Source organism: Bradyrhizobium zhengyangense, from assembly GCF_022012555.1.
In the GTDB taxonomy this organism is placed as follows: domain Bacteria; phylum Pseudomonadota; class Alphaproteobacteria; order Rhizobiales; family Xanthobacteraceae; genus Bradyrhizobium; species Bradyrhizobium zhengyangense.
The window spans coordinates 132,617-158,605 of the sequence record NZ_JAKLTZ010000007.1 but is presented as its reverse complement, the minus strand read 5'-3'; the positions used below and the strand labels follow the sequence as shown (position 1 = coordinate 158,605).

At 65.2% G+C, this 25,989-nt stretch carries 24 protein-coding genes; 5 read left to right on the top strand and 19 right to left on the bottom strand.

Annotation, left to right across the window (positions count from 1 at the left end; genetic code table 11):
* Window positions 1–91 precede the first annotated feature (91 nt).
* Both L6639_RS26190 and rsmD read left to right on the top strand, forming a co-directional pair.
* Window positions 92–2,146: a pseudouridine synthase gene (locus L6639_RS26190; protein ID WP_237864510.1), complete on the top strand. Its 2,055-nt coding sequence runs from the start codon at window positions 92–94 to the stop codon at window positions 2,144–2,146.
* A 1-nt stretch (window position 2,147) separates the two neighbouring features.
* The gene (rsmD, locus tag L6639_RS26185) at window positions 2,148–2,705 is read left to right on the top strand and encodes a 16S rRNA (guanine(966)-N(2))-methyltransferase RsmD (RefSeq protein WP_237864509.1); all 558 of its coding nucleotides are present in this window, start codon (window positions 2,148–2,150) and stop codon (window positions 2,703–2,705) included.
* Window position 2,706: 1 nt separating this feature from the next.
* Here the strand turns inward: rsmD and mutL are convergent, their stop codons facing one another.
* Window positions 2,707–4,521 (bottom strand): DNA mismatch repair endonuclease MutL, encoded by a 1,815-nt coding sequence (gene mutL / locus L6639_RS26180; protein ID WP_237864508.1) that lies wholly within the window; start codon window positions 4,519–4,521, stop codon window positions 2,707–2,709.
* Between the two features lie 250 nt (window positions 4,522–4,771).
* On the opposite strand from mutL, the gene L6639_RS26175 reads away from it, so the two are divergent.
* Window positions 4,772–5,122 (top strand): hypothetical protein, encoded by a 351-nt coding sequence (locus L6639_RS26175; protein ID WP_237864507.1) that lies wholly within the window; start codon window positions 4,772–4,774, stop codon window positions 5,120–5,122.
* 57 nt (window positions 5,123–5,179) lie between these two features.
* On the opposite strand, the gene arfB is transcribed toward L6639_RS26175, so the two are convergent.
* From arfB to L6639_RS26140, 7 genes are all read right to left on the bottom strand, one after another.
* Window positions 5,180–5,596 (bottom strand): alternative ribosome rescue aminoacyl-tRNA hydrolase ArfB, encoded by a 417-nt coding sequence (gene arfB / locus L6639_RS26170; protein ID WP_237864506.1) that lies wholly within the window; start codon window positions 5,594–5,596, stop codon window positions 5,180–5,182.
* Between the two features lie 117 nt (window positions 5,597–5,713).
* A complete protein-coding gene (locus tag L6639_RS26165; RefSeq protein WP_237864505.1) occupies window positions 5,714–7,087 on the bottom strand; it encodes a M16 family metallopeptidase in 1,374 nt (457 codons plus the stop codon).
* Window positions 7,084–8,478: a M16 family metallopeptidase gene (locus L6639_RS26160; protein ID WP_237864504.1), complete on the bottom strand. Its 1,395-nt coding sequence runs from the start codon at window positions 8,476–8,478 to the stop codon at window positions 7,084–7,086. The genes L6639_RS26165 and L6639_RS26160 overlap by 4 nt, the downstream gene beginning before the upstream one ends.
* A gap of 193 nt (window positions 8,479–8,671) precedes the next feature.
* Window positions 8,672–9,397: a hypothetical protein gene (locus L6639_RS26155; protein ID WP_237864503.1), complete on the bottom strand. Its 726-nt coding sequence runs from the start codon at window positions 9,395–9,397 to the stop codon at window positions 8,672–8,674.
* A gap of 101 nt (window positions 9,398–9,498) precedes the next feature.
* Window positions 9,499–9,993, bottom strand: coding sequence for a signal peptidase II (lspA, locus tag L6639_RS26150; protein WP_237864502.1), 495 nt, complete (start codon window positions 9,991–9,993; stop codon window positions 9,499–9,501).
* A 10-nt stretch (window positions 9,994–10,003) separates the two neighbouring features.
* Window positions 10,004–13,012, bottom strand: coding sequence for an isoleucine--tRNA ligase (ileS, locus tag L6639_RS26145; RefSeq protein ID WP_237864501.1), 3,009 nt, complete (start codon window positions 13,010–13,012; stop codon window positions 10,004–10,006).
* A gap of 205 nt (window positions 13,013–13,217) precedes the next feature.
* Window positions 13,218–14,189 (bottom strand): bifunctional riboflavin kinase/FAD synthetase, encoded by a 972-nt coding sequence (locus L6639_RS26140; RefSeq protein ID WP_237864500.1) that lies wholly within the window; start codon window positions 14,187–14,189, stop codon window positions 13,218–13,220.
* A gap of 232 nt (window positions 14,190–14,421) precedes the next feature.
* Here L6639_RS26140 and L6639_RS26135 point away from each other — a divergent pair, with 232 nt between their 5' ends.
* On the top strand, window positions 14,422–14,817 hold the full coding sequence (locus tag L6639_RS26135; RefSeq protein WP_027551917.1) for a response regulator: 396 nt from the start codon (window positions 14,422–14,424) through the stop codon (window positions 14,815–14,817).
* Window positions 14,818–14,885: 68 nt separating this feature from the next.
* Here the strand turns inward: L6639_RS26135 and L6639_RS26130 are convergent, their stop codons facing one another.
* From L6639_RS26130 to uvrC, 9 genes are all read right to left on the bottom strand, one after another.
* A complete protein-coding gene (locus L6639_RS26130; RefSeq protein WP_237864499.1) occupies window positions 14,886–15,740 on the bottom strand; it encodes a TIGR01459 family HAD-type hydrolase in 855 nt (284 codons plus the stop codon).
* Between the two features lie 15 nt (window positions 15,741–15,755).
* Window positions 15,756–17,243 (bottom strand): EAL domain-containing protein, encoded by a 1,488-nt coding sequence (locus L6639_RS26125; protein WP_237864498.1) that lies wholly within the window; start codon window positions 17,241–17,243, stop codon window positions 15,756–15,758.
* Window positions 17,244–17,397: 154 nt separating this feature from the next.
* A complete protein-coding gene (locus tag L6639_RS26120) occupies window positions 17,398–18,528 on the bottom strand; it encodes a YihY/virulence factor BrkB family protein (RefSeq protein ID WP_237864497.1) in 1,131 nt (376 codons plus the stop codon).
* A complete protein-coding gene (locus tag L6639_RS26115) occupies window positions 18,528–19,115 on the bottom strand; it encodes a phage holin family protein (protein WP_237864496.1) in 588 nt (195 codons plus the stop codon). The genes L6639_RS26120 and L6639_RS26115 overlap by 1 nt, the downstream gene beginning before the upstream one ends.
* Window positions 19,116–19,193: 78 nt before the next feature.
* A complete protein-coding gene (gene prmB / locus L6639_RS26110; protein WP_237864495.1) occupies window positions 19,194–20,153 on the bottom strand; it encodes a 50S ribosomal protein L3 N(5)-glutamine methyltransferase in 960 nt (319 codons plus the stop codon).
* The gene (locus L6639_RS26105; protein WP_237864494.1) at window positions 20,153–20,635 is read right to left on the bottom strand and encodes a molybdenum cofactor biosynthesis protein MoaE; all 483 of its coding nucleotides are present in this window, start codon (window positions 20,633–20,635) and stop codon (window positions 20,153–20,155) included. The genes prmB and L6639_RS26105 overlap by 1 nt, the downstream gene beginning before the upstream one ends.
* Window positions 20,636–20,638: 3 nt before the next feature.
* On the bottom strand, window positions 20,639–20,890 hold the full coding sequence (moaD, locus tag L6639_RS26100) for a molybdopterin converting factor subunit 1 (RefSeq protein ID WP_237864493.1): 252 nt from the start codon (window positions 20,888–20,890) through the stop codon (window positions 20,639–20,641).
* A complete protein-coding gene (gene pgsA / locus L6639_RS26095) occupies window positions 20,887–21,504 on the bottom strand; it encodes a CDP-diacylglycerol--glycerol-3-phosphate 3-phosphatidyltransferase (protein ID WP_212236107.1) in 618 nt (205 codons plus the stop codon). Before pgsA ends, moaD begins: the two co-directional genes overlap by 4 nt.
* A 93-nt stretch (window positions 21,505–21,597) precedes the next feature.
* Window positions 21,598–23,670 carry an excinuclease ABC subunit UvrC gene (gene uvrC / locus L6639_RS26090; RefSeq protein ID WP_237864492.1) on the bottom strand — a complete coding sequence of 691 codons (2,073 nt, stop codon included), beginning with the start codon at window positions 23,668–23,670 and terminating at the stop codon, window positions 21,598–21,600.
* 251 nt (window positions 23,671–23,921) lie between these two features.
* Between uvrC and L6639_RS26085 the strand changes: the two genes are divergently transcribed.
* Complete coding sequence (locus tag L6639_RS26085) at window positions 23,922–24,545, top strand: outer membrane protein (RefSeq protein WP_237864491.1); 624 nt, start codon at window positions 23,922–23,924, stop codon at window positions 24,543–24,545.
* Between the two features lie 88 nt (window positions 24,546–24,633).
* On the opposite strand, the gene L6639_RS26080 is transcribed toward L6639_RS26085, so the two are convergent.
* Window positions 24,634–24,849: a cold-shock protein gene (locus L6639_RS26080; RefSeq protein WP_027534220.1), complete on the bottom strand. Its 216-nt coding sequence runs from the start codon at window positions 24,847–24,849 to the stop codon at window positions 24,634–24,636.
* Between the two features lie 253 nt (window positions 24,850–25,102).
* The gene (locus L6639_RS26075) at window positions 25,103–25,963 is read right to left on the bottom strand and encodes a 23S rRNA (adenine(2030)-N(6))-methyltransferase RlmJ (RefSeq protein WP_237864490.1); all 861 of its coding nucleotides are present in this window, start codon (window positions 25,961–25,963) and stop codon (window positions 25,103–25,105) included.
* Window positions 25,964–25,989: the final 26 nt, after the last annotated feature.

Below are 25,989 nucleotides of genomic sequence, written 5' to 3'. Positions count from 1 at the left end.
TCAGCAGAAGTGCTTATCGAATTTGCCTGAGCATGCGGCTCGCAATGAGCGCGCGCAATGCTTTCCGGCCACCCCCTGAGTGAGATTATTCATGCCTCGCGACAGCGACAAAGACAACGATTCCCGCGGCCGGCGAGGCCCCCCCAAAGGTGGCCGCAGCGGCAAGCCGCGCGGCCCCGAGAAGAAATTCGCCAAGCGCGGCTTCGAGGGCAAGAGCGAGGGCAGGGGCGATCACGACAGCCGCCCGCCCCGTGGCGACCGCGACAGCCGTCCGCCTCGTGAGGGTAAACCCTTCCGCCGCCGCGAGGAGGGCGATGCCCCGCGCCGTGATTTTTCCGACCGGCCCCGCTTCAAGCGCGACGATCGCAGTGGCGAGGGCCGCGGCGAGCGCAGCTTCAAGCCGCGTGGCGACCGCCCGTTCTCCGATCGCGGAGCGCGCGATGGCGAGAAGCGCTCCTTCAAGCCGCGTGGTGAGCGTCCGTCCTATGGCCGCGACGACCGTCCGCCGCGCCGGGATCGCGATGACTTTCGTCCGGCGGGCCGCTCCAGTGACAGGAAATTCGGCGACAAGAAGCCCTATGCGCCGCGCGGCGACCGTCCCGAGCGCAAGTTCGACGGCGAGCGGAAATTTTCGCGGGGCGGCGGGCCGGATCGCGAACGCGACCGTGGGGATCGCGGGCCGCGCGAGGATCGTGGCGAGCGCAGCTTCAAGCCGCGTGGCGACCGCCCGAATTTCGATCGCGGTGATCGCGCGCCCCGTGGAGAGCGCCCCGAACGCAAATTCGAGGACCGGAAGTTTTCCCGGGGCGGACCGGATCGCGGGCCGCGCAAGGATTTCGGCGGCCGCGATCGCGGCGAGGACAAGCCCTGGCAGAAGCGCGACGACCGTCGCGAAGGCGGTCGCGGCGATGACCGTCCGCGCTTCTCGCGCTCGCGCGAGGACCGTCCATCGGGCGATCGTCCGTTCCGTGACCGTCCCAAATTCGATCGTCCGCGTGAGCGGCCCGAAGGCCGCTCCGATTGGCACGAGCATCCGCGCAGCGAAGGCCGTTTCGGTGATCGTCCGCGCCGTGAAAACGAGGATGAGAGCAGGATCTTCGAGAAGCGTCCGGCCTTCGGTGGCCGCGGTGCCTATCGCGCGCGCGATCGGGATTTCGAGGGACGCCCACGTCGCGAAGAAGCACCTAAGCCGAAGAAGGAAGGCGAACGCATCGCCAAGGCGCTGGCGCGCGCCGGTCTCGCCTCGCGCAGGGATGCCGAGGAGATGGTCACGCAGGGCCGCGTCACCGTCAACGGCCGTGTCATCAACTCGCCGGCGCTCGACATCACCAAGAACGACGTCGTTCTGGTCGACGGCAAGCCGTTGCCGGAGCGCGAGCGCACGCGCCTGTTCCTCTATCACAAGCCGCGCGGGCTGATGACGACGCATGACGACCCCGAGGGCCGTCCGACCGTGTTCGACAATCTGCCCGAAGGCCTGCCGCGGTTGATCTCGATCGGCCGACTCGACTTCAACACCGAGGGCCTGTTGCTGCTCACCAATGACGGCGGCCTCGCGCGCACGCTTGAGCTGCCCGACACCGGCTGGCTGCGCCGCTACCGCGTTCGCGCCCATGGTGAGATCACCCAGGCGCAGCTCGACCAGCTCAAGGACGGCATCGAGGTTGAAGGCGTGAAGTACGGTCCGATCGAAGCGACGCTCGAACGCGACCAGGGCGCGAATGTCTGGCTGGTGTTCGCGATCCGCGAAGGCAAGAATCGCGAGGTGCGTAACGTCTGCGCCCATCTCGGGCTCGAGGTGAACCGGCTGATCCGCGTCTCCTACGGCCCGTTCCAACTCGGAGAAGTGCCCGAGGGCCAGGTCGAGGAGGTCCGCGCGCGTGTGCTGCGCGATCAGCTCGGCGACAAGATCATCGAGAAGTCTGGCGCGCAGTTCGACGTCGCGAAGAAATCCCCAGGCGAGGGCGAAAAGACCTCCACGCGCGCCGTGATCGCCGACCGCAAGGGCCGCCGCGTGCTGGTGCAGCGCACCGGCAGCGACGAGGCGCGCGAGCGCAACGAGGAAGAGGCGAGCGGCTACGGCCCGCCCCGCCGCCCCAAGCGCGGCTATCACGGCAAGCGCGACCTGACGCCGCGGGAGGACTAGCTTGCGTATCGTCGGCGGTCGCTTGAAGGGGCGCAATCTCGCCTCACCGTCTTCGCGTGACATCCGTCCGACGGCGGATCGCCTGCGCGAGTCCGTGTTCAACATCCTCGTGCATGCCTATGACGATCCGATCCAGGACGCGCGCGTGCTCGATCTCTTCGCCGGCACCGGGGCGCTCGGCATCGAGGCGTCCTCGCGTGGCGCGAAATTCACGCTGTTCGTGGATAACGGCGCGGAGGCGCGGGCGCTGCTGCGTAACAACGTCGAGTCGCTCGGCCTTGGCGGCGTCACCAAAGTCTATCGCCGCGATGCGACCGATCTCGGCCCCGCGCATCCCGTCGAGCCGTTCTCGCTGGTATTTCTCGATCCGCCCTATGGCAAGGGATTTGCGGAGAAGGCGTTGGCGAGCTTGCGCGATGGTGGCTGGCTCACGCCTGGCGCGCTGCTGGTGGTCGAGGAGGCAAAGGCCGCGCAGTTCGTGACGCCGGAAGGTTTCGAGGAGCTGGAGCGGCGGGCGTATGACGACACGGAGTTCGTGTTTTTGAAACGCAACGCGTAATTCATCGCCGCCCGAACAGCTTCTCCACATCGGCGAGCTTCAGCTCGACATAGGTCGGCCTGCCGTGATTGCACTGGCCGGAGTTCGGCGTCTCCTCCATCTCGCGGAGCAGTGCGTTCATCTCCTCGGGCCGTAGTCTGCGGCCGGCGCGCACCGAGCCGTGGCAGGCCATGGTGGCGGCGACATGCATCAAGCGGCGTTCCAAAGGCAGCGCCTCGTCCCACTCGGCCATGTGTTCGGAGAGATCGCGGAGCAGCCCGCCTGCATTGGTCTTCCCAAGCAGCGACGGCGTCTCGCGTACCGCGACCGCGCCGGGGCCGAAGGATTCGATTGCAAGGCCAAAGGATGTGAGCTCTTCGCTGCGCTCCAACAGGCGCTCGACCGTGGCCTCGTCCATTTCGACGATCTCGGGGATCAGCAGGATCTGCCGCTGCACGCCGTTTGCGGCGAGTGACGCCTTGAGCCGCTCATAGACGATGCGCTCATGCGCGGCGTGCTGGTCGACGATGATCAGACCGTCGCGGGTCTGCGACACGATATAGGTCTCGTGGAGCTGCGTGCGCGCCGCGCCGAGCGGACGATCGACGAGATCAGTCACCGGCTGCGTCTCAAACCGCACGTCCGCGCTGGGCGCGCCGACATCGAAGGCGGCCTGCGCGCGCTCGGCGAAAGCGGGCGCGGCTGGGCCCTCGAATGACGGCATCGAAGCGACCGGCGCGGACGGTGAGGCCCGCCAGTCCCAGCTTGCAGGACGCGGCGGCGTGAAGGCCGGCCGGAACGAGGACAAGGCGCTCTCGCCACTATTGGCGGCGGTGCGGCGGCCCTCGCGTGCGAGACCTTCCTTCAGCCCGTGCACGATCAGCGCGCGCACGAGGCCGGCGTTGCGGAAGCGCACCTCGGTCTTCGCCGGATGAACATTGGCGTCGACCTCGCGCGGATCGAGCGTCACGAACAACGCCAGCACCGGATGCCGGTCGCGCGGCAGATAATCGGCATAGGCGCCACGCACCGCGCCGAGGATCAGCTTGTCGCGCACCGGGCGGCCGTTGACGAAAAGATATTGCCCGAGTGCGTTGGCTTTGGTCAGCGCGGGAGCGGCGGCATAGCCGGCGACGACGACGCCGTCGCGCTCGGCACGGACCTCGAAGGCATGGCTGCGGAACTCCGCGCCCAGAATATCGCCAAGCCGGGTCAGCCGTCCGGCCGCGCCGGGTAGCGCGGCGGCCCAGGTCACCGGCGCGCGCTCTTCGCCCGCGAGCGTGAAGGCAATGTCAGGCCTTGCCATCGCAAGCCGTCGCACCACCTCGCGGATCGCTTCGGCCTCGGTGCGATCGGTCTTCAGAAATTTCAGCCGCGCGGGTGTCGCGTAGAAGAGGTCGTTGACCTCGACGCGAGTGCCGTGCGCGAGCGCGGCCGGCATGATCTCGGACTTTTCGCCGCCCTCGACAGTGAGCGCCCAGGCATGCGGCTCGCTGGCATGCCGCGTGGTGATCGAGAGCCGTGCCACCGAGCCGATCGACGGCAACGCCTCGCCGCGGAAGCCGAGGGTGCGGATCTGCAGCAGATCCTCGTCATCAAGCTTGGACGTCGCGTGGCGCTCGACGGCGAGCGCAAGGTCCTTCGCGGTCATGCCGCTACCGTCGTCGGTAATGCCGATCCGCCTCCGCCCGCCGCCATCGGTGAAGACGTCGATGCGGCTCGCGCCGGCATCGATAGCATTCTCGACAAGCTCCTTGACCACGCTCGCCGGGCGCTCGACCACCTCGCCGGCGGCGATGCGGTTGACGACCTGTTCTGGAAGCTGACGGACGGGCATGGATTCGCTCAATGACGGCGCAGTTTATCCCCGTCGGAACTCAAATGCATGGGATAAGTCCTGCTACCCACATATCAGATCTGGATTTTCAGCACGCACGTGTTCCTTGCCGCCGCATATGAGGAGCACAATTCCGCGAAAGCGCCGCGAAATCCCTAAACGATGACCACACGGCCCGGCTTGCATCGCGATCGCGCCGTTCAGCTCTTTGCGCGACGGGGCGGTCCGGTCCAGACGAACGGCGTGGGGAATGGCCGAACCGCTCATCGCGAATAAAATCCAGGAGACATGGATGAAGTTGGTGAAGACCTCAGTGATCGCTTGCGCGCTTTCCGCTCTGCTTGCGGGCCCCGTTCTCGCGCAAGGAATGTCGTCCGACAGCAAGTTGCATGGCGGCGCGCAGGGCAAGACGACGCAAGGTGGCGTCGCAGGCAATAGCGAGGAGGAGCTGGAAGCACAGTCGGGCGGTGCGGGCCAAACGGGCATGAAGCCAGCGAAGGGCACGAAAGGCGCGGTCGGCACCACGGGCAGTGCCACGCATAAGAGCGCCACCGACGGGTCGGCTCCCGGCGGGGCGACCACCAACGGCAAGCGCTACTGAGCGTGAGATCTGAGTAAACCAACCTCCGGTCGCGTGGCGGCCGGAGGTTTTTTCCAATCAATCGTCGAAGCGACCGCCGCGGCCGGCCTTGACGTCGCTGCGGCGCTTCTTGCCGTCGAGTCGGCGCTGCTTGGAGCCAAACGTCGGCTTGGTCGCGCGGCGTGGTGTCGGCCGGATCATCGCCTCGGTCAGGATCTCGACGAGTCGGTCGATAGCGTCCTGGCGGTTGCGTTCCTGGGTGCGGAAGCGCTGGGCATGGATTACGATCACGCCATCCTTGGTCATCCGCTGGCCAGCGATGCGGGCGAGCCGGATCGTCGCATCCTCCGGGATGGTCAACTTGCGTGTGTCGAAGCGCAGCTGGGCCGCGGTCGACAATTTGTTGACGTTCTGCCCGCCCGGGCCAGAGGCGCGGACAAAGCCGATCTCGATGTCGTCCTCGTCGATGACGAGATCGCGGGATATCCGCAGCATGATGGCACCATTCGTGACATCAGGACATATCTCGGAACATCCATCTTCGGCAATGGCGGGATGGCGGAAACGCAAATGGCCGGGCGAGCCCGGCCATTTCAGGTAACGTCGGAGGCGTCAGTTCGACTTCGTCGCCGGTGCCGCCGCCGGTTGCGCGGCAGCCTGCGGTGCGCGGCCGACGATGACCGTCAGGAGCCCCTGGCTCCACAGCCGCTTGGCCGCGGCCTTGGCATCGTCCAGGGTCACAGCATCGACGATGGCGTTGCGCTTCTCGATATAATCGATCGGCAGCTTGTCCTGCTGATATTGCAGCAGCGCCTGTGCGAGCTTGGAGGAGGTGTCGAGCACCAGCATCTGCGAGCCCTTGAGGTAGGACTTGGCCTCATCAAGCTCCTTCTGGGTCGGACCCTCGTCGGCGATGCGGCGGACTTCTTTCTCGATGGCATCCATGGTGTCGCCGGCACGGTCGGCGCGGGTGCCGGTGTTGCCGATGAAGATTCCCGAATGTTCCATCCAGAGCAGCGATTCGAACACCGAATAAGCCAGCCCGCGCTTCTCGCGGACTTCGCGGTAAAGCCGCGAGGACAGGCCGCCGCCACCGAGGATATGGTTGACGACATAGGCCGCCATGAAGTTCGGATCGCTGCGCATCACGCCGGGACCGCCGAAGGTGATCACGGTCTGCGGCACGTCAAGCGGCACGAAGGCACGCTGCGGCGGTTTTGCAGCCTCGACGTCGGGGACCGGTGCCAGGGTGGCTTTGGCAGGCAAGCTGCCAAACGTGTGGTCGAGCAGTTTGCCCAAGGTCGCCGGATCGACGTCGCCGACCACTGCGATCTTCAGCGTCTCCCGGGCGAGGACACGGCCGACATAATCCTTCATGTCGGCAACCGTGATGGTCGGCACGCTCTCCAGCGTGCCGGTGGTCTGCCGTCCATAGGGATGATCGCCGAAGGTCATCTCCAGGAATTTCCGGCTCGCGAGCGAGGTCGGGTTGGTGGTGTCGCGGCGCAGGCCCGAGATGACCTGCGAGCGAATGCGCTCGACATCGACCGTGTCGAAATGCGGCGAGGTCAGCGCGGACCGCAACAGATCGAAGGCCTCGTCCTTGTTGTCGCGCAGCATGCGCAGGCTGCCGCGGAAGGTATCGCGGGTAGCGCTGAAGGAGAGCTCGATGGCGCGGCGGTCGAGCCGCTCATGGAACGTCTTGGAATCGAGATCGCCCGAGCCCTCGTCGAGCAGGTCGCCGACGAGATTGGCAACGCCGGGCTTGTCCTTGGGGTCCTGCGCCGAGCCGCCGGCAAAGGAATATTCCATGGCGATCAGCGGCACGGTCGCGTCCTGGACGAACCATGCTTCGATGCCGCCCGGCGACACCAGGTGCTGGATCTTTGCTGCCGCCTGCGACGGCGAGACCGAGGCGAGCGCGAGCGCAGCGCCGGTGACGAAGGAGAGCGCAACGTGGCGCGCGCGAAGGAAAGGATAGGTCACGAACGCTTCTCCTCACGCTTGGCAGCGGTGCTGGTGTCTTTGATCAGATAGCCGGTCACTGAGCGGTTCTTCTCGAACCATTTTTGCGCAGCTTCACGGACCTGCTCGGCGGTGACGGCACGGATGCGGTCGGGCCAGCTCCTGATATCCTCGATCGACAGGCCCGTGGTCAGTGCGCCGCCGTACCAGCGTGCCAACACCGCCTGATTGTCCTGGGCGTAGATCGCCTCCGCGATGAGCTGGGTCTTGACCCGCTCGAGATCCTCGGCACGGATCGGGTTCTGCGCAACGTCGGCGATCACGCGGTCGATGGCCTGCTCGACTTCAGCAAAGCTGACACCTGATTTCGGCGAAGCCGAGATCGCGAATTGGGTCGGATCCAGCGAGATGCTGGAATAGCTGGCGCTGGCGGAGACTGCGAGCGGCTTGTCGACGACGAGCGCGCGGTAGAGATAGGAGTTGCTGCCGCTGCCGATCAACTGCGCGAGCACGTCGAGCGCAGCGCTCTCGCCAGCCGCGGCGGTCGTCGCCGAGGGCACCAGATAATAGCGGCGCAGGCTCGGCTGCTCGACGCGCGGGTCGGACAATGTGACGGTGCGCGGCGCCGCTGGCTCCGGCTCCTGTGGGCGGATGCGCCGAGCGGGGATCGCCGGCTGGGCCGGGATCGGGCCGAAATTGCGTTCGACCAGCGGACGCACATCGGCGGCCTCCACGTCGCCGGCGATGACCAGGATCGCATTGTTCGGCGCGTAGAACCGGCGATAGAAAGCCAGCGCGTCCTCGCGATTGAGCTTCTCGATCTCCTGGTGCCAGCCGATCACCGGCCGGCCATAGGGATGATTGAGATAGAGCGCGGCCATGATCTGTTCGTTGAGGCGCGCGTCGGGGCTGTTGGCAACGCGCATGTTGTACTCTTCGAGCACGACATCGCGCTCGGGCAGCACGTTCTCGTCCTTGAGGACGAGGCCCGTCATGCGATCGGCCTCGAACTCCATCATGGTCGGGAGCTGCTCTTTCGTCACGCGCTGGTAGTAGTTGGTGTAGTCGACCGAGGTCGAAGCGTTCTCGTTGCCGCCGACGCGGAGCACGGTCTGGGAGAATTCGCCGACGGGGTGCTTCTCGGTGCCCTTGAACATCAAATGTTCGAGGAAGTGGGCGAGGCCGGATTTGCCTGGCGTCTCGTCGGCCGAGCCGACCTTGTACCAGATCATCTCGGTGACCACGGGCGTGCGGTGATCCGGGATCACCACGACCTGGAGGCCGTTTGGAAGCGTGAAGCTCGCGGGCGGCGCGGAGGTGACCGTCGTCTGGGCGAATGCGCTGCCGACGTTGAGGGCAGATGTCGAGAGCAGCGCGACGAAGAGGCAGGCAATCGATCGGTGTGAGGACATCACGATCCTTGTGAAAGCCCGGACCCTGATGTCCAGGCGTGAAAGCGCGGCATGCTACACCGCGCGGCTTTGAGCTTCGGGTCACGAAGCAGAGAACGCCGGCGAGTTGTACTTAAAAATAGGTCATCTGCCGCATCCGGCCTATACCGGACGATTGCGGCGTGCGCGCGCCTGCGGGCGGCGGCCGAGGAGCTTATTGCTCCTTTTCCTTACCCGATCGGACGTCGAAATAGGTCCTGCGCGTCGTGTCCTCTCCGGAGCCATAGGCGTAGCTCGGCGAGGGCGTCTGATATCCCGGCGGCGGCTCGACCAGCGATTGGCGCGGCGGCTCGCTCGTAAACTGCTTGGATTCGGGCTGGCCGCCCTTGAACAATTTCAACAGACCTCCGGTGTAGCCCATCTCGGCCGGGCTCATCGTCGGGTTGTTGGGGTTGCTGCCCGGCGGGGGCGGATCATTGTTGGCCTGCTGCGGGCCCGACTTGTGGGCGTTCAACTCGGCGGGCGACAGCGGCTGGCCAATTTTCCAGAACTCGTTCGCCTTGGTGCCGGGCACCTTCTTCCGCTGGGCAATGGCCTCCTGGCGACGCTTCTCGTCGGGATCCTTCGGCCAGTTCGGCGCGTTCTTGGCTTCAGAGCTGGGCGGCGGCAGGTCGAGCTTCGGCGGGACCACCAGCGGTGACCGCTCGCGGTACTCGATGCCCTTCTTCTCCATGCTCTTGGCGCCGATGCCGGACATCAGATTGTCGATGAGCTTCTCTTCGAAGGTCATGTCGTCGTCGTCATCGTCGTCGCCGGCGCGGACCGGGCCTGCCGACATCACGAGACCGATGCCGAGTGCGACAGCTGACAATTTCAGCGCCAGCCAAAGACCCCGCCGGGCGTCTCGACCGATCGAACCGCTGGTTTCGAAGCTGCGCATACCTGTACCTGTTCCATATTGTGGCAGTAGCAATCTCGCCGCGTCTCGCGCGATCACGCCTCGCCAAGCAAGGTTCCGCCTCCGGCCCGTATCGGCCGGGATCAGGGCGCTTTTGCGGCGGGTACCCCCAGGAAGGAATCATACAATAGGGCCGCCACCCCAGCAACGATGGCCACGTCCGCGAGGTTGAAAACGTACCAATTATAGGTATTTCCGCCGATTTCGATGTGAAACAGGGCGAAATCGACCACCGCGCCATAGACGAAGCGGTCGATGCCATTGCCGATGGCGCCGCCGATGATCAGCCCCAGTGCGACGGTGGCGAGGTAGGTCTGCGACCGCGCCATCCAGATTCCCAGCGCAATCACCGCAACGACCTTCACCGCCATCAGCGCGATCTGTGCTGACTGGCTGTCGTTCTGCAGCCAGCCGAAGCTGATGCCGATATTCCAGGCCAGCACCAGGTCGAAGAACGGCGTCACCTTGACCACGCCCCGGCGGGCAAGGTCGAAGCCGTTCAGCAGCCAGAGCTTTGAGGCCTGGTCGGCCACGAGTGTCACCACGGCCGCGATGATGCCGGCACGGAGCGGGGTCATGGCAGGCCGATCAGACGCTCACCCCCAACGCCTTCCATTCGCGCAGCGCCTTGGCGTCGCGCGGGGTGACGTCGGGATATTCAGCGTCCTCGCCGACAGCAGGCGAGATCTTCCAGGAGCGGGCGCATTTGGTGCCGACGGCCTTCTCGACCACGACCGCGACGCCGGGCACCGCATCGAGGCGGAATGCAGAGGCGGGCGCTTCGCCCTCGCGCACCTCGTAATTCGAGGTGATGCAGATCTCGGCAAGATCGGTGTCGAACAATGTCGCCAGCATGCGGCGGTCGGCGACATAGATCACCGGCGAGGCCTCGAGTGAGGAGCCGATGTTCTTGGCAGCACGTTCAAGCTCGAGCGCCCCGGTGACGACACGGCGGACGTTGCGGATGGTCTCCCACTTCGCGGCGAGCTTGTCGTCGCGGAGCTTTTCGAGGCCTTCCGGGAACAGCGTCAGATGCACCGACGGTTCGGCATCCGGCCTGTACATGCGCCAGCCCTCTTCCGCGGTGAAGCTCAGGACCGGCGCCAGCCATTTCAGGATCGAATTGCACAGCAGGTCGATCGTGGTCAGCGCCGCCTTGCGCGTCAGCGAGGACGGTGGATCGCAATAGAGCGTGTCCTTGCGGATGTCGAAATAGAACGCCGAGAGCTCGCTGTTCATGAAGGCGGACAGGGTCGCGACCACGCTCTTGTAGTCGAACGTCTCATAGGCCTTGCGGACCAATTCTGCGCGGAGCGCGAGCTCGTGCAGCATCAGCCGTTCGAGCTCGGGCATCTCGGCGTCCGCGACGGCGTCGGCGGGCTTGTAATGATGCAGCGTGCCGAGCATCCAGCGCACGGTGTTGCGCAGCTTGCGGTAGGTCTCGACCGTGTTCTTCAGGATCTCGGGCCCGATGCGCTGGTCGTCGGTGTAGTCGCAGGATGCGACCCAGAGCCGCAGGATGTCGGCGCCGGATTCCTTGATGACGGCCTGCGGCTCGATGGTGTTGCCGAGCGACTTCGACATCTTGCGGCCGTCTTCGGCCTGGGTGAAGCCGTGGGTCAGCACGATGTCGTAGGGCGCGCGACCGCGCGTGCCGCAGCTCTCCAGCAGCGAGGAGTGGAACCAGCCGCGATGCTGGTCCGAGCCTTCGAGATACATCACGGTATCAGTGCCGCCGTCGACCTTGCGCTTGATGCCGGCGAGACCGGGGAATTGCACGGGGTCTTCCAGCACGAAGGCGTGCGTCGAGCCGGAATCGAACCAGACGTCGAGAATGTCGTCGACCTTCTGCCAGCCTTCGTTCGCGCGCGATCCAAGGAAGCGCTCGCGCGCGCCCGTCGCGTACCAGGCGTCAGCGCCTTCCTTTTCGAAGGCATCGCCAATGCGGGTGTTGACGGCCTCGTCCTGGAGGATCTCGGCGGAGCCGTCGCCCTTCTCGCGCACGAACACGGCGATCGGCACGCCCCAGGCGCGCTGACGCGAGATCACCCAGTCGGGGCGTGCCTCGATCATGCCGTTGATGCGGTTCTCGCCCGACGGCGGCACCCATTGCGTCACCGAGATCGCCTGCAGCGCGCGGGCGCGCAGCGTGTCGCCGGATTTGGCCTTGCCGCCCTCCGCAATGTCCTTGTCCATCGCGATGAACCATTGCGGCGTGTTGCGGAAGATCACCGGCTTCTTCGAGCGCCAGGAATGGGGATATTGGTGCTTGAGCCGGCCGCGCGCGAGCAGCTTGCCGCCCTCGATCAGCGCCTTGATCACGGCCTCGTTGGCGTCACCCTTCTCGCCCTTGTCGTTGATGACGCGCTTGCCGGTGAAGCCCGGTGCCTGGTCGGTATAGGCACCGTTCTCGTCGACAGTGTAGGGGATCGCGCTGTTGATGCCGCGCGCGTCGAGCTCGCGGGTGTTCGCCATCCAGACGTCGAAATCCTCGCGGCCGTGGCTCGGCGCGGTGTGCACGAAGCCGGTGCCGGTGTCGTCGGTGACGTGGTCGCCGGACAAGAGCGGCACGGTGAATTCATAGCCGCCGGCGAGGCCCTTGAGCGGATGGGCGCATTCGATCGCGTCCATGGTATCGCCGGGGATGTCGCGAACCTTCTCATAAGCGGTCACGCGCGCCTGCTTGAACACTTCTTCGGCGAGCCCGTCGGCCAGGATCAGGAGATCGCCGGTCTTGGCCCAGTTGTCGGCGGGCGCGTCCGTGACCTTGTAGAGGCCATAGGCGATCTTCGGCGAGAACGAGATGGCGCGGTTGCCGGGCAGCGTCCAGGGCGTGGTGGTCCAGATCACGACGCTCGCCGAGGCGAGCGCGCCATGCGCCGGCGAGGTCACCGGGAATTTCACCCAGACCATGTCGGAGGTGTAGTCCTCATACTCGACCTCGGCCTCGGCGAGCGCGGTCTTCTCGACCACGCTCCACATCACCGGCTTGGAGCCGCGATAGAGCGTGCCGTTGGCGGCGAACTTCATCAGTTCGCGCGCGATCTGGGCCTCAGCCGGATAGTTCATGGTGGCGTAGGGATGAGCCCAGTCGCCGATCACACCAAGCCGCTTGAACTCCTCGCGCTGCACGTTGAGCCAGTGCGTGGCGTAGGCGCGGCACTCTTTCCGGAAATCGATCATCGCGGCACTGTCGCGGAAATCGGGCTTCTGCTTGCCCTTCTTGCGATAGTTCTCCTCCTCGACCTTCCACTCGATCGGCAGGCCGTGGCAATCCCAGCCGGGCACGTAATTCGAATCGAAGCCGAGCATCTGCTGGCTCTTGGTGACGAGATCCTTGAGGATCTTGTTCAGCGCCGTGCCGATGTGGATGTTGCCGTTGGCATAGGGCGGGCCGTCATGCAGCACGAACTTGTCGCGGCCCTTCGCGGTCTCGCGCAGCTTCTCGTAGAGGCCGATCTCGTACCAGCGCTTGAGGATCTCCGGCTCGCGCTGCGGCAGGCCGGCGCGCATCGGGAATTCGGTCTGCGGCAGGAACAGGGTCTTGGAATAGTCTTTGGCTTCAGACTTTGGGGACTTTTGCGGCTTTTCGGACATGAGGCTGACTGGCTCGGAATGGCGCGGGAACGGATGGCGATGCGGAATCGCGGGGTGAAACGACCAAATCCCGGTCTTGCGCCGAGCCTTGAGGCTCAGGCGGAAGCCGGGCTGCTAATCCCTATGATGCGCCGCGCAAACATGGGCTCTCCATAGCAGCCGAACGGGGGAAGCGCAAAGGTCCGGCGGGCGAGGCTTTGGGCCCTTAATCGACTATCCCGAGCCGCGGAAACGCGTCGGGGGCGGCCGCCAGCATGGCGCGGGCCCGGGCGGAATCCTCGTCCATCTGGTGGATCAGGGCGTCGATATCGCCAAATTTCAGCTCCTCGCGGATGAAGCCGACAAAGGCGCAGTCCAGCGCCTGCCCGTAAAGATCGCCCTTGAAGTCGAACAGGAAGATTTCCAGCAGCGGCGCGCCATTATCGAAGGTCGGGCGGCGACCGAAGCTCGCCACCCCGTTCAGCCGCTCGGTGCCGCGACCGACCCGCACGGCGTAGATTCCGTGCTTCAAGCCGCAATTCGCATCGAGCCGGATATTGGCGGTGGGATAGCCGAGGTCGCGGCCGCGTTTTTCGCCGTGGATGACCTCGCCGGTGACGAACCAGGGCGCGCCCAGCATGGTCGTGGCCTCGTCGATGAGTCCCTCCGCGAGCGCGATCCGGATGGCGCTGGAGGAGACAGGCCGCTCGTCGATATCAACATGGGGCTGCACGTCGACCTCGATGCCGAGCCGGGGGGCCTCGTTCACCAGCAGGCCTGGCGAGCCGACCCGGCCCTTGCCGAAATGAAAGTCGTAACCGACCGCAATGCCGCTGACGCCAAGGCGCCCGATCAGCTCATGGTGAATGAAATCTTGCGCTGTGGTGCCGGCTCTCGCCTTGTCGAAGGTCATGACCACGGCGCCGGCGAGCCCGGTCCCGGCCAGCAGCCGCAGCTTGGCGCGCTCGTCCGTCAGGCGGAATTGCGGGGTGTTGGGGCTGAAAAACCGGCGTGGATGCGGCTCGAAGGTCAGTGCCAGCGCAGGCCGGCCATGCGCCCGGCCCATTTCCAGGGCTGCTGCAATGACGGCCCGGTGCCCGAGATGGACCCCGTCGAAATTGCCCATGGCGACCACCGCGCCCTTCAGGATGGCAGAATCCGGCGTGGTATCGCGGATAACGGTAAATTGCGGGGCCATCAGGGGAATTCTCGAGCCGGCGGGACCGGCGGGGACCGTGGCGTGACCCGGCGGATGAAGTCAAGCGGGAGGGGGGGGCGCCGCAAGGAGCCTCATTTCGGTCGGTCGCAGGCCACCCCAGTTAACGCGCTGTTTAACGCCTTGGTGCTAGTGCTTGGGAGATGGAACTGAGGGGCCGCGGTCCGTCAGGTCCGATTTTAGATATTCCTGGGTATGCGTTGGGGGAGTCGAGATGGCGGTTGATTTGTCGATGCCGGTTCTGGTGGTGGATGATTATAGCACCATGATCCGTATCATCCGGAATCTGCTGAAGCAGCTTGGCTTCGATAATATCGATGATGCCAGCGACGGTTCGGCGGCACTGAACAAGATGCGCGGCAAGAAGTACGGCCTCGTGATCTCCGACTGGAACATGGAGCCGATGACGGGTTACGACCTGCTCCGCGAAGTGCGCGCAGATCCCAACCTCGCCACCACGCCCTTCATCATGATCACGGCGGAATCGAAGACCGAGAACGTGATCGCGGCCAAGAAGGCCGGCGTGAACAATTACATCGTCAAGCCGTTCAACGCGGCGACGCTGAAGACCAAGATCGAGGCGGTCTTCCCGGACATGGCGAGCGCGTAAGCGTCAAAGCCATCAGCTGAATTTGGAAAGCCCGGGACGATCGTCCCGGGCTTTTTGCATTTCGGAGGTCACCACTTCAATTCGCGCATCAGAGCCTTCGGCGGGTGGCCGAACAATTCCATCACCGACTTGGGATCGAGCTGGTCGAGGCCCTCGAACTCCTCGGCATGGATGCCGCGGGTGACGAACAGGCAATCGATGCCGAATTCGCGCGCACCGGTGAGGTCGGTGCGGACGGAATCGCCGATCGCCAGCACCTTCTTCCGGTCGATCGTGTGGCCCTGGCGCTCGCCGGCGAGCGCCATCGCGCGCTCATAGATCGGCCGGTGCGGCTTGCCGTAAAAGATCACCTCGCCGCCGAGCTCGCGGTACAGCTCCGCGATCGCCCCGGCGCAATAGATCAGCCGGTCGCCGCGCTCGACCACGATGTCGGGGTTGGCGCAGACCAGCGTCAGCTTGCGCTCGCGCGCTTTCAGCATCATGCCGCGATAGTCTTCCGCGGTCTCGGTCTCGTCGTCATAGAGGCCGGTGCAGACGATGTAGTCGGCCTCTTCGAGCGGCGCAGTTGTCGTATCGAGGCCGCGATAGATCGAATTGTCGCGCTCGGGGCCGAGCCAGAACATCTTGCGGCCGGGATGCTCGGCGACATAGAGCCGCGTCAAATCGCCGGAGGAAACGATGGCGTCGTAGGTTTCGTCGGCGACGCCGAGCTTACGCAATTGCCGCTGCACCGAGTCGGCCGGGCGCGGCGCGTTGGTGATCAGGATCACCGTACCGCCGTGGCTGCGATAGGTGTGCAGCGCCTCGCAGGCCTCGGGGAAGGCTTCCAGGCCGTTATGGACCACGCCCCAGATGTCGCTGAGCACGACATCGACGCCGCCGACGAGCTCGCGCAGGCTTTGGGCAAAATGCAGCGTGGTCATGACGCGCGCGGCCGATCAGACGCGGCGCGCGAGCGCTGCGTTGCCGGTGATGCGCTGTGACGGGGCAGCAGGCGTCGCGGCTGACGTTCCGCTTGGGCTGGGCGTACCGGAACCATTGGATCCCTGAATATCTTGCGCCTGGTTTGGCGACGCCCCGCCGGTAGCAGATGGGCCCTCGGGCCGCAATGGCCGGGGCGGCGCGAACAGAAAGCCCTGGCCGAACCGCACGTCATAGTCGAGCAGGTCGACCACTGCGCGCTCGCCCTCGATCCGCTCCGCGATCAAATCGATGCCGAAGCGGCCGAGCAGGTCGGACAGGTCGGAGGGGTGAATGTCCGAGGTTGAAGCCTGCTTCGGGTCGAGCAGGAGTGACGCCGGAACCTTGATGAAGCGGACGCCGCGGTCCGCGAGCTCGCGCGGCTCGATCCTGAGGTCCGTGACATGGTCAATCGAGAAGCGGAAGCCGCGCTGCGCCAGCGCCGCCAGATTCTCGGTCTCGGCCGGACCGAGCGCGCGGAAGGTCGATTGCTTGAACTCAAGCACCAGCGACGGTGCCAGCGCGCGATTGGCCTCGAGGAAATCGAGGCATTGCGCAAAGGTGGTGGAATTGCCGAGCGTCGAAGCCGCGACGTTGCAGAACACGCCGACTTCCTTGTTGCGCACCATCAGCCGACGCAGCACCTGGACGCAGCGCAGCAACACCATGTTGTCGATCCGCCCGATCAACCCGGAGGCCTCGGCGAGGCTGATGAACTCCTCGGCGGCAATCAGCTGATCGCGCTCGTCGCGCACCCGGATGACGGCTTCGTAGAACCGGACCTTGCGCTGCGGCAGCGTCACCATCGGCTGGAGGAATATGTCGATGCGGTTCTCGTCGATGGCGCTGCGCAGCGTCGCCAGCATCTGGGTCTGGTTGCGGCCGTTGACGGCATGAACGGCGCTGGCGGTCTGGGGCGGGACCGCCGGCGGCGTCGGCCGCGGCGGCGCTGCAGGAAGCGGAGGAGGAGCCGCCGGTCGCTCATCGAAGGGGGCAATCAGGTCGATTGGCGCTTCCACCGCCGGCCTTGCGACCGGAGCAGCAGCCGGCGCTGGCGCATGACCGGCCAGCAGGTCCTCATGGGTCGACACCGTGGCGGCAAGCTGCCTGACCAGCCCGCCGAGCTCGTTGATCTCGCTGACCACCGACTGGACCCGATCCGAATTGGTCGAGTTGGACGAGGCGATCCGGCCCTCGATCGCAGCGAGCCGCCGTCCGAACTCGGCCACCTGGCGGGCGAGGTCGGCGGTGCCGCGCGAGAGGTCGGCGATCTGGCCGCCGACGTCGCTGCGGTCGCGCAGCCGCATCGAGACCGCGTTGTAGAGGATCAGGAAGGTCAGCGCAGTCAGCGCCACGATCGCGGATTCGGTTCCGTTGATGCCGGCGACCGAGTAGAGCACGAGCCCGAGCGATGCCGCGACCAGAACCATGCAGATGGCGATGAAGATCGTCGAAATGCGAATCATGCCGCGCGTTATGCCTCAAGAGCTGACTGCCTCACCCGGGAAAACACGGGCTGCCATTCGCACCCGTCGCGCCTCATGCTCCCCTAGGCATGCATGACCTTAACATCATTGTTGATTCGAGGGGATAGCGGGGCGCAGGCGCGCGTGGTGACAGTCAGGACGGCGCGGCGGCACCGACCGTGTCGGCCGAGACCGCCTCGCGGCTGCCGAGCGGCTTGGGCCGTCCGGTCGTCGTATCGCGCAGCGTTTGCCGTTCGATCTCCGAGTTCAGCTCGGCGCCGAACATGATGACGATCGCGGACATCCACATCCACGTCATCAGGCCGATCGCCGCCCCGAGCGAGCCGTAGGTCGCGTTGTAATTGGCAAAGGCCGACAGATACCAGGACAGCAGCGCGGAGCCTGCGATCCAGAGCAGGGCGGCGGTCACCGCGCCGATGCTCAGCCATTCCCAGCGCGGCGCGTCACGGCTCGGCGCGAAGCGGTAGAGGATGGCGAGCGCCGCCAGGAGGACGACGAGCAGCAGCGGCCAGCGCGCCAGCGCCACGATCAGCTTGCTGTCCGGCGGAATGCCGAGGTGATCGAGCGCGAGCGGGAAGGCGACGACGGCGGCCACCATCAGCAGGAGTGCGAGGATGCCGCCGACCGTGAACGACAGGGAGATCAGGTTCAGCTTGATGAAGCCGCGCTTCTCGCGCTCCTCATAGGCGACGTTAAGAGCGTCGAAGATCGATTTGACCCCGGCATTGGCGCTCCAGATCGCCAGCACGAAGCCGAACAGGAAGGTGGCGCCGAGTGCCGTGTTTCCCTTGGAGACCACCCGCGCGACCTGGTCCGCGACGATCTGGAACGAACCTTCCGGCAGCATCGTCGCGAGCGTCTGGAGATTGCCACTGATGGTCGAGGGATCGGCGAACAGTCCGTAAAACGAGACCAGCGCGGTCACTGCGGGAAAGATCGCGAGCAGTCCGAAGAACACCACGCCGCCGGCGGTGGCGAGCAGACGATCGTCGTCGATGCGCTGATAGGTACGCCAGAAAATATCCTTCCAGCCCGCCCAGGGAATTGCGAATGGGCTTTTCGAGCCACGGCCATGGCCCGGCTGCATAGCCGCCCTTGCCGGGTTCGTTTCCGGTGAGTTCGCTTCCTTGTTGCGATGGTCTTGAGGTGGTCCCGGGCGGATGAACCCGGACTCCTGGAAATAGCGCTCTGCGGTCAGCACGAACACGGCTGTGGCGGCGACCAGCAGCCAGCTGTCGAATTGCTCGGTCTGCCGCGCCGGCATCATGCATCCTGTCTGCGGGCTGGGCGCCGCCGGCGCGCCGCCGTGAAGCCGACCAGGGTGAGAGCCGCAAGCATCAGGCCAAGCTGCACGGGCCTGATGGTGCGAGCCGAAGAGCCGCTGCCTTCACGGCCGCGTTCGCCCGGTGCGAGCGGCACCAGCGGAATCGTCGTCGCCACTTCTCTCACCGCCTGCTTGACCGTTCCGCGCGGGATCCGCGGCGTCGCGATCGCCACGCGCATCCGGCTGGCGAGCGGCACGATCGGCTTGGTCCGGCGGTTCATTTGCGCCATCGCCACCCCGGCGCAGATTGCGGCCAGCACCAGCAGTACCGCTGCGACGGCACCAAAGCCCCAGAATTGCCCGTAGGTGATAGCCACCCAGCGATACAGCGCGACCAGGCCGACGAAGAAGGCCGCGATCACGAACAGCCCGGCCACAGCGAACAATCCCGCAGCGACTGCATAGGATGTCACGCGCCCGGTCGTCTGGCTGGTGCGGTCGCGCAGATAAGACTGCGCGGCGCGCTTGAGATGGTTGAGTTTCAGCGCCATGCCGGCGCGCAGCAATTCGCCCGATGGCGCGAGCATGCGGACATCCTCCGAGAACGAGAACTTCGTCGGGAGATGAACGTTGCGGAATTTGACTTGTTCCGCGCGTGCGCGCGATCAGCCGAGATCGGCGGCCGAGATCCAGAACACCTCGCCCTCGGAGTCCTCAGTGTCGAGCCAGAGCAGGGGCAGTTCCGAAAAGGCCTCGTCGACCAGTTCGCGGCCGCGGCCGATCTCGCAGATCAGGCCGCCATGCGGCGTCAAATGATCCGGTGCATCGCGCAGGATGCGGCGGACCACATCAAGACCGTCGGCGCCGCCGTCGAAGGCAAGTTTCGGCTCGGCCCGGCATTCCGGCGGCAACGCCGCCATGCCTTCCGCGTCGACATAGGGCGGGTTGGTGATGATCAGATCGTATTTGTTATCCCCGAGCGGCGCGAACAGATCGCCGCGATGGAGCGTGATGCGCTCATCGAGGCCATGATCGGCAACATTGCGCGCGGCGACTTCGAGCGCGCCCTTGGAGATATCGACCGCATCGACCACAGCATTCGGGAAATGATACGCAGCGAGGATCGCAAGGCATCCCGAGCCGGTGCAGAGATCGAGCACGCGCTCGACGGCGGTGGGATCGTCGATCAGCGAGCCCACCTCGCCGTCGCCGCCGAAATGCGAATCCAGGAGCTCGCCGATGAAGGAGCGCGGAACGATGACGCGCTCGTCGACATAGAAGGGCAGGCCGCGCATGTAGATCCTGTTGACGAGATAGGCGGCCGGTTTGCACGTCGTGACGCGCCGATGGATGAGATCGAGCAGGGTCTTGCCCTCCGCCGCGGTGACGCGCGCATGGGCAAAGCTCTCGAACTGGTCGGGATGCAGATGCAGGGCCTCGCAGACCAGGAAGGCAGCTTCGGCGACCGGATCGGTCGTGCCATGGGCGAAGGCCAGTTTCGCCTCATTGAAGCGGCTCACCCCATAGCGGACGAAATCGATCAGCGTAAGCAACTCGCCGCGGCCGACCTTCGCGAGTTTCGGCGCGGCGCGGCCGCGCGCGGGCGTCTTGGATGCTTTTGCCATCAGGATTTGGCCCAGCGTGCAGCGGCCTCGTCGTCACGGGCGTGGGCCTCGACCCAGCCGGTGCCGGTGGCGCTCTCTTCCTTCTTCCAGAACGGGGCGCTGGTCTTGAGATAATCCATCAAGAACTCGGCTGCCTCGAATGCCGCGCGGCGGTGCTGCGAGGCGGCGAGCACCAGCACGATGTTCTGGCCGGGCTCGAATCGCCCGACGCGATGAATGACCGTGACGCCGTTCAGCGGCCAACGCGAGATGGCCTCGTCGACGTGGCGCTTGATCTCTTCTTCCGCCATGCCGGGATAATGCTCGAGCGTGAGCGCTGCTATCTTCGAACTATCCTCATCGGCGCGGCAGATGCCGGAGAAGCTGACGACGGCGCCGATGTCGGTGCGGCTTTTGGTCAGGACCGCGATCTCGCGCGCAATGTCGAAATCGTCCTCCTGGATGCGGATCGCGATGGGGCAGGTGGCGACAGGGGAGCTCATGGCCTAGCCGCCGGTCATCGGCGGGAAGAACGCGATCTCGCGGGCGCCGGCGATGGCAGCGTCCGCCTTGACGTGGGCGTGGTCGATCGCGGTGCGGATCACCTTCGGCTTCTCGAAGGCATACGCATAGGCCTCGCTTCTCGCGGAGAGCCAGGCGATCAGCTCCTCGACGGTGCGCACGGTCGCGGGCGGCTCGATGATTTCCTCGGCCTTTCCGACGCGCTCGCGCACCCAGGCAAAATACTTCACCTTCATCCCTCATCCTCCTTGATGAGGTGGTGGATGCCGGCGCGGAAATAATCGTAGCCCGTGTACATCGTCAGGATCGCCGAGGCCCATAGCAGGACGAGGCCGATCAGCGAGACCACGGAGACGACCTCGTCACCCGCGGGACCGGCGAGCAGGAAACCGATGGCGACGAGCTGAACGGTGGTCTTCCACTTGGCGAGCTTGGTCACGGGCACGCTGACGCGCAGCGCCGCCAGATATTCGCGCAGGCCCGAGACCAGGATCTCGCGGCACAGGATCACGATGGCGGCCCACAGCGACCAGCCATGGATGATGCCGTCGGCGGCCAGCATGAGGAGGCAGGAGGCGACCAGCAGCTTGTCGGCGATCGGGTCGAGCATCCGGCCAAATGCCGATTGCTGATTCCAGATCCGGGCATAATAGCCGTCGAGATAATCCGTGACCGCGGCGCCGATGAAGATCGCGACCGCGACCCAGCGCAGCCACAACGGATAGTCCATGATCGATTGCGCATAGATGCATCCGACCACGACCGGGATCGCAGCGATCCGGCCATAGGTCAGGATGTTCGGGAGGGACATCGCGCGGCTGGTCGTCCCTCGTGTCGTGGCGATGTTCATCCGTCCTACCAATACCGCTCAAGCCTGAAGGTCAACCGTCCGTCCCCATTGGGGTACAGGATGCGACGACCATATGACTACAGCCCCTTTAGTTCACCCCGGCTGGGGATGGAAATAGTCGAATATCCTGCGGGCGCTCTCGGCGCTCACCCCAGGAACCTTGCCAAGATCGGCGATCGAGGCCCGTTCGATCTCCTTCAGGGTTCCGAAATGGTGCAGCAAGGCCCGTTTGCGTGACGGGCCGATGCCCGGAATCTCCTGCAAACCGGCCTCGCGGATGTCCTTCTTGCGCAGCTTGCGGTGCGAGCCGATGACGAAACGGTGGGCCTCGTCCCGCAGGCGCTGGATGAAATAGAGCACCGGGTCGCGCGGCTCCAGCTTGATCGCCTCGCGCTCCGGCATGAACAGGGTCTCGCGGCCGGCGTCACGGTCCGGACCCTTGGCGACCGACATCAGCGAGACCTGGGTCAGGCCGAGATTGGCAAATATCTCCCTGACGGCATTGAGCTGGCCACGGCCGCCGTCGATGATCACGAGATCGGGCCATTGCGGGAAATCATCGTCCTTGGCCTTGTTGCTGTCCTTGGTCGCACCCTCTTCGGGCGGGTTGATCAGGCGCTTGAAGCGGCGCTCCAGCACCTCGCGCATCATGGCGAAGTCGTCGCCCGGGGTGATCCCTTCCGACTTGATGTTGAACTTGCGGTACTGGTTCTTCACGAAACCATCCGGGCCGGCGACGATCATCGCGCCGACCGCGTTGGTACCCTGGATGTGGCTGTTGTCGTAGACCTCGATGCGCTTGGGCGCATGCGGCAGGTTCAGCGTCGCAGCCATGGCGTCGAGCAGGCGGCTCTGGGTTGCAGTATCGGCGAGCTTGCGGCCGAGCGCCTCGCGCGCATTAGTCAGCGCGTGGGTGACGAGCTCCTTCTTCTCGCCGCGCTTGGGCGCGATGACCTCGACCTTGTGGCCGGCCTTGATCGACAGCGCGTTGGCGAGCAGGTCGCTCTCTTCGATCTCGTGCGAGAGCAGGATGGTCTTCGGCGGCGGCTTGTCGTCGTAGAACTGGGCGAGGAAGGACCCGAGCACCTCCTCAGGCGTATAGGTCTTCTCGGCGCGCGGAAAATAAGCGCGGTTGCCCCAGTTCTGCCCGGTGCGGAAGAAGAACACTTCGACGCAGGAGAAGCCGCCCTCCTGGTGGATGGCGAACACGTCGGCTTCCTCGACCGTGCGCGGATTGATGCCCTGCTGCGACTGGATCGCCGATAGCGCAGCGAGGCGGTCGCGATAGAGCGCCGCGCTCTCGAACTCGAGCTCGCCTGAGGCTTTCTCCATCTCCGCGGCAAGCTCCTGCTTCACGGCATGGCTCTTGCCGGAGAGGAAGTCGGTGGCTTCGCGCACCAGCGTCGCATAGCCGCCGAAATCGATCTCGCGGGTGCAGGGGCCGGCACAGCGGCGGATCTGGTAGAGCAGGCAGGGCCGGGTGCGGCTCTCGAAGAACGAGTCCGTGCAGGAGCGGATCAGGAACGCGCGCTGAAGTGCGGTGATGGTGCGGTTGACTGCACCGGCGGAGGCGAACGGGCCGAAATAGCGCCCGGGGCGGGTCTGCGCGCCGCGATGCTTGAGAATTTGCGGAGCCCAATGGTCGCCGGTGATCAGGATATAGGGAAACGATTTGTCGTCGCGCAGCTGCACGTTGAAGCGCGGCCGCAGCTGCTTGATCAGATTGGCTTCCAGCAGCAGCGCCTCGGTCTCGGTCGTGGTCGAGACGATCTCCACGGTCACCGTGGCCGCGATCATGCGCAGGATGCGCGCCGGCAGCGGCGCGCTCTGGCGCGCATAGTTTGAGAGGCGCTTTTTGACGTTCTTGGCCTTGCCGACATAGAGCACGTCGGCGTTCGCACTGAGCATGCGATAGACGCCGGGCGAGGTGGGTGCCAGCCGGACGGCGCGCTCGATCGCCTCGTGACCTGACGCCAGCGGCTCTTCGCCGATCGCGCCGCTTTCCTCGAGAATGTCGGGCAGCCGCGCATCGTCCTCATCGTCGCCACCGCTGGTGGCGGGATCGAGGTCCGGCGGCGCCGTCTCCTGGGGTGGGGCGTCGGTCGCGGCTTGCCGCGATTTGCGCGCGCGTGCGTCGCCCGGCTTGTCGGAGGAATCGTGAACCATGGTGCGAATTTAGGCGCTGGGAGGGCCGATTTGAAGTTCCGGCCGTACCGCACGCACAGGATGGCGCGTGCAGTCCCCGGTAACGCTTCCTTAAGTCTGTTAACAGCGCGGTAACGGGTCTTAACAGCCCTTTAACTTAAAACTCTCGATAAATCTTACGCGATAAAGTGGTGGTTCCGTAACCAAGCGGTTTGGCCTGGCGCGGCGGTGCGGGCATCGCACCGGTTACGGCAGTTGCGTTGGAGTGTGGAATGAAGAGGCTCGTTGTAGGCGCAGCCGCGTTGGTTGCAGCCGCCTGGACGGCTTCGGCAGGGGCCGCCGATCTCAATTACGGGCAGCGTGCGCCCTATACGGTCAATCAGCCGCTCAATGCCTATAGCTGGGCCGGCCCGTATATCGGCGCCAATCTCGGCTACGAATGGGGCTCGGTGAGCAACAATCCCGCAAAGCCCTCCGGCTTCGTCGGCGGCGCGCAGGCGGGCTACAATTTCCAGAACGGCCCGTGGGTGTTCGGCGTCGAGGGCGACATCCAGGCCGCGGGTGCCGATGACACCTTTGCGCCGTGGAAGTTTTCCAATCCCTGGTTCGGCACGCTGCGCGGCCGCGCCGGCTATGCCTTCAGCAACGTTCTGGTCTACGGCACCGCCGGCCTCTCCTTCGGTGAGCTGCGCGCGCAGACTTTCGGCTGGACGGAGTCGCACACGACGGCGGGCTGGACCGCCGGCGTCGGCGCGGAAGTCGGCCTTGCGCCGAACTGGAGCGCGAAGCTCGAATATCTCTACATCGACCTATCGTCGAGTCAGTTCGCGATTACAGGCGTCTCAAATGGCTATAGCGCCAGCGTTGTGCGCGCAGGCGTGAATTATCACTTCTGATAGCGAAATAAGAAAATACCGGACTGAAGCCTCCCGGCCGCTCGCGGCCGGGACTTTTTTTGCGTCAGGTTTTTTTGGGGCAGGTCCGCTACGATAGGATCACGAGATTGACCGCCTTCGGCCCCTTCCCCTTCTTGTCCGGTTCGACTTCGAACGTGATACGCTGTCCTTCGGCAAGGTCCTTCAGTCCCGCCCGCTCCACTGCTGTGATGTGAACGAAGACATCGCGACCGCCATCGTCCGGCTTGATGAAGCCATAGCCGCGCTCGCCGTTGAAGAACTTGACCGTTCCCGTATTGGCCATCGGGAAACTCCCCCTCATTGCTCCTCCGTCGCAACGCAGACGCGCGCCGCGACATGACCGGGCGTTACGAAGCCCGGGAGAGCTGGCCATCCTTAGGCGGACCCATCGGTCCGACCGGGATCTTTCTTAGGCCTTCACTCCGCCGCAACCATTCGCGGAAGCGGAACGTAAAGCCAGTCACGGAAACAGCATAATACGGTTCTTTGCAGATTGACTACCGCTCCTGCATATTTTTCCCAAGAATGCCGGAGTGTTACGGGCGCGGTATCTCCAATCGGAATCTGGCAGCCCCACCTTGGCCGAGCGGCATTTCCAGCTCGGGCAGGATCGTCTTGAGCTCGCCTTGCAGCGTGTAGGGCGGATTGACGATCAGAAGTCCGGCCGAGGTGAGGGCCGCACCATCAAGCTGCGGCGCGACGCTGAATTCGAGGCGAAGACATTTTCCCGGAGTCTTTGCTGCCGCTGCGGTGCGTGCCACGAGCTGCGCCAGCGCGTCGGTGGCGCGCCTGGATTTGGCAGGGTACCAGATTACATAGATACCGGTCGGCCATTTCGCGAAGGCGGTGGAGAAGGCCTCGCCCAGACTTTCGAACTCGTCTTTCGCCTCGAAGGGCGGGTCGATCAGCACGAGTCCGCGCCGCTCCTTCGGCGGCACGAAAGCCGGCAGCGCCATCCAGCCGTCGAGATCGACCACGCGCGCCTGTTCGTCGCGCCGCAGCACATCGATCAGCGCCTTGCGCGCCTTCGGCTCCAGCTCGCAGGCCACGAGCCGGTCCTGCGGCCGCATCAGGCCACGGGCGATCAGGGGCGAGCCCGGATAAGCCTTGAGCTCGCCCTTCGGATTGAAGGCGCGCACGATGTCCAGATAGGGCTTGGTCAGCGCCACTGTCTCGTTTGAGAGGCGCGCCTGCAGCAGTCGCGCGATCCCGGTCAGCCACTCGCCGCTGCGGCGCGCCTCGTCGCTGTCGAGATCATAGAGGCCAGCACCCGCATGGGTGTCGATGACCCGGAAGGCGGCCGGCTTGTCCTGCAAATAAGTGAGGATGCGCGCCAGCACGATGTGCTTGATGACATCGGCGAAGTTGCCGGCGTGAAAGGCGTGGCGGTAGTTCATGAGATTAGGACTACGTTGTTCTGGCG

Bases quoted from the DNA above. Each gene is read 5' to 3' on its own strand.
- L6639_RS26190 (WP_237864510.1), top strand. From the start codon at position 92: ATGCCTCGCGACAGCGACAAAGACAACGATTCCCGCGGCCGGCGAGGC.
- mutL (WP_237864508.1), bottom strand. From the start codon at position 4,521: ATGCCCGTCCGTCAGCTTCCAGAACAGGTCGTCAACCGCATCGCCGCC.
- L6639_RS26175 (WP_237864507.1), top strand. From the start codon at position 4,772: ATGGCCGAACCGCTCATCGCGAATAAAATCCAGGAGACATGGATGAAG.
- arfB (WP_237864506.1), bottom strand. From the start codon at position 5,596: ATGCTGCGGATATCCCGCGATCTCGTCATCGACGAGGACGACATCGAG.
- L6639_RS26160 (WP_237864504.1), bottom strand. From the start codon at position 8,478: ATGTCCTCACACCGATCGATTGCCTGCCTCTTCGTCGCGCTGCTCTCG.
- L6639_RS26155 (WP_237864503.1), bottom strand. From the start codon at position 9,397: ATGCGCAGCTTCGAAACCAGCGGTTCGATCGGTCGAGACGCCCGGCGG.
- lspA (WP_237864502.1), bottom strand. From the start codon at position 9,993: ATGACCCCGCTCCGTGCCGGCATCATCGCGGCCGTGGTGACACTCGTG.
- ileS (WP_237864501.1), bottom strand. From the start codon at position 13,012: ATGTCCGAAAAGCCGCAAAAGTCCCCAAAGTCTGAAGCCAAAGACTAT.
- L6639_RS26140 (WP_237864500.1), bottom strand. From the start codon at position 14,189: ATGGCCCCGCAATTTACCGTTATCCGCGATACCACGCCGGATTCTGCC.
- L6639_RS26135 (WP_027551917.1), top strand. From the start codon at position 14,422: ATGGCGGTTGATTTGTCGATGCCGGTTCTGGTGGTGGATGATTATAGC.
- L6639_RS26130 (WP_237864499.1), bottom strand. From the start codon at position 15,740: ATGACCACGCTGCATTTTGCCCAAAGCCTGCGCGAGCTCGTCGGCGGC.
- L6639_RS26125 (WP_237864498.1), bottom strand. From the start codon at position 17,243: ATGATTCGCATTTCGACGATCTTCATCGCCATCTGCATGGTTCTGGTC.
- L6639_RS26120 (WP_237864497.1), bottom strand. From the start codon at position 18,528: ATGCCGGCGCGGCAGACCGAGCAATTCGACAGCTGGCTGCTGGTCGCC.
- L6639_RS26115 (WP_237864496.1), bottom strand. From the start codon at position 19,115: ATGCTCGCGCCATCGGGCGAATTGCTGCGCGCCGGCATGGCGCTGAAA.
- prmB (WP_237864495.1), bottom strand. From the start codon at position 20,153: ATGGCAAAAGCATCCAAGACGCCCGCGCGCGGCCGCGCCGCGCCGAAA.
- L6639_RS26105 (WP_237864494.1), bottom strand. From the start codon at position 20,635: ATGAGCTCCCCTGTCGCCACCTGCCCCATCGCGATCCGCATCCAGGAG.
- moaD (WP_237864493.1), bottom strand. From the start codon at position 20,890: ATGAAGGTGAAGTATTTTGCCTGGGTGCGCGAGCGCGTCGGAAAGGCC.
- pgsA (WP_212236107.1), bottom strand. From the start codon at position 21,504: ATGAACATCGCCACGACACGAGGGACGACCAGCCGCGCGATGTCCCTC.
- uvrC (WP_237864492.1), bottom strand. From the start codon at position 23,670: ATGGTTCACGATTCCTCCGACAAGCCGGGCGACGCACGCGCGCGCAAA.
- L6639_RS26085 (WP_237864491.1), top strand. From the start codon at position 23,922: ATGAAGAGGCTCGTTGTAGGCGCAGCCGCGTTGGTTGCAGCCGCCTGG.
- L6639_RS26080 (WP_027534220.1), bottom strand. From the start codon at position 24,849: ATGGCCAATACGGGAACGGTCAAGTTCTTCAACGGCGAGCGCGGCTAT.
- L6639_RS26075 (WP_237864490.1), bottom strand. From the start codon at position 25,963: ATGAACTACCGCCACGCCTTTCACGCCGGCAACTTCGCCGATGTCATC.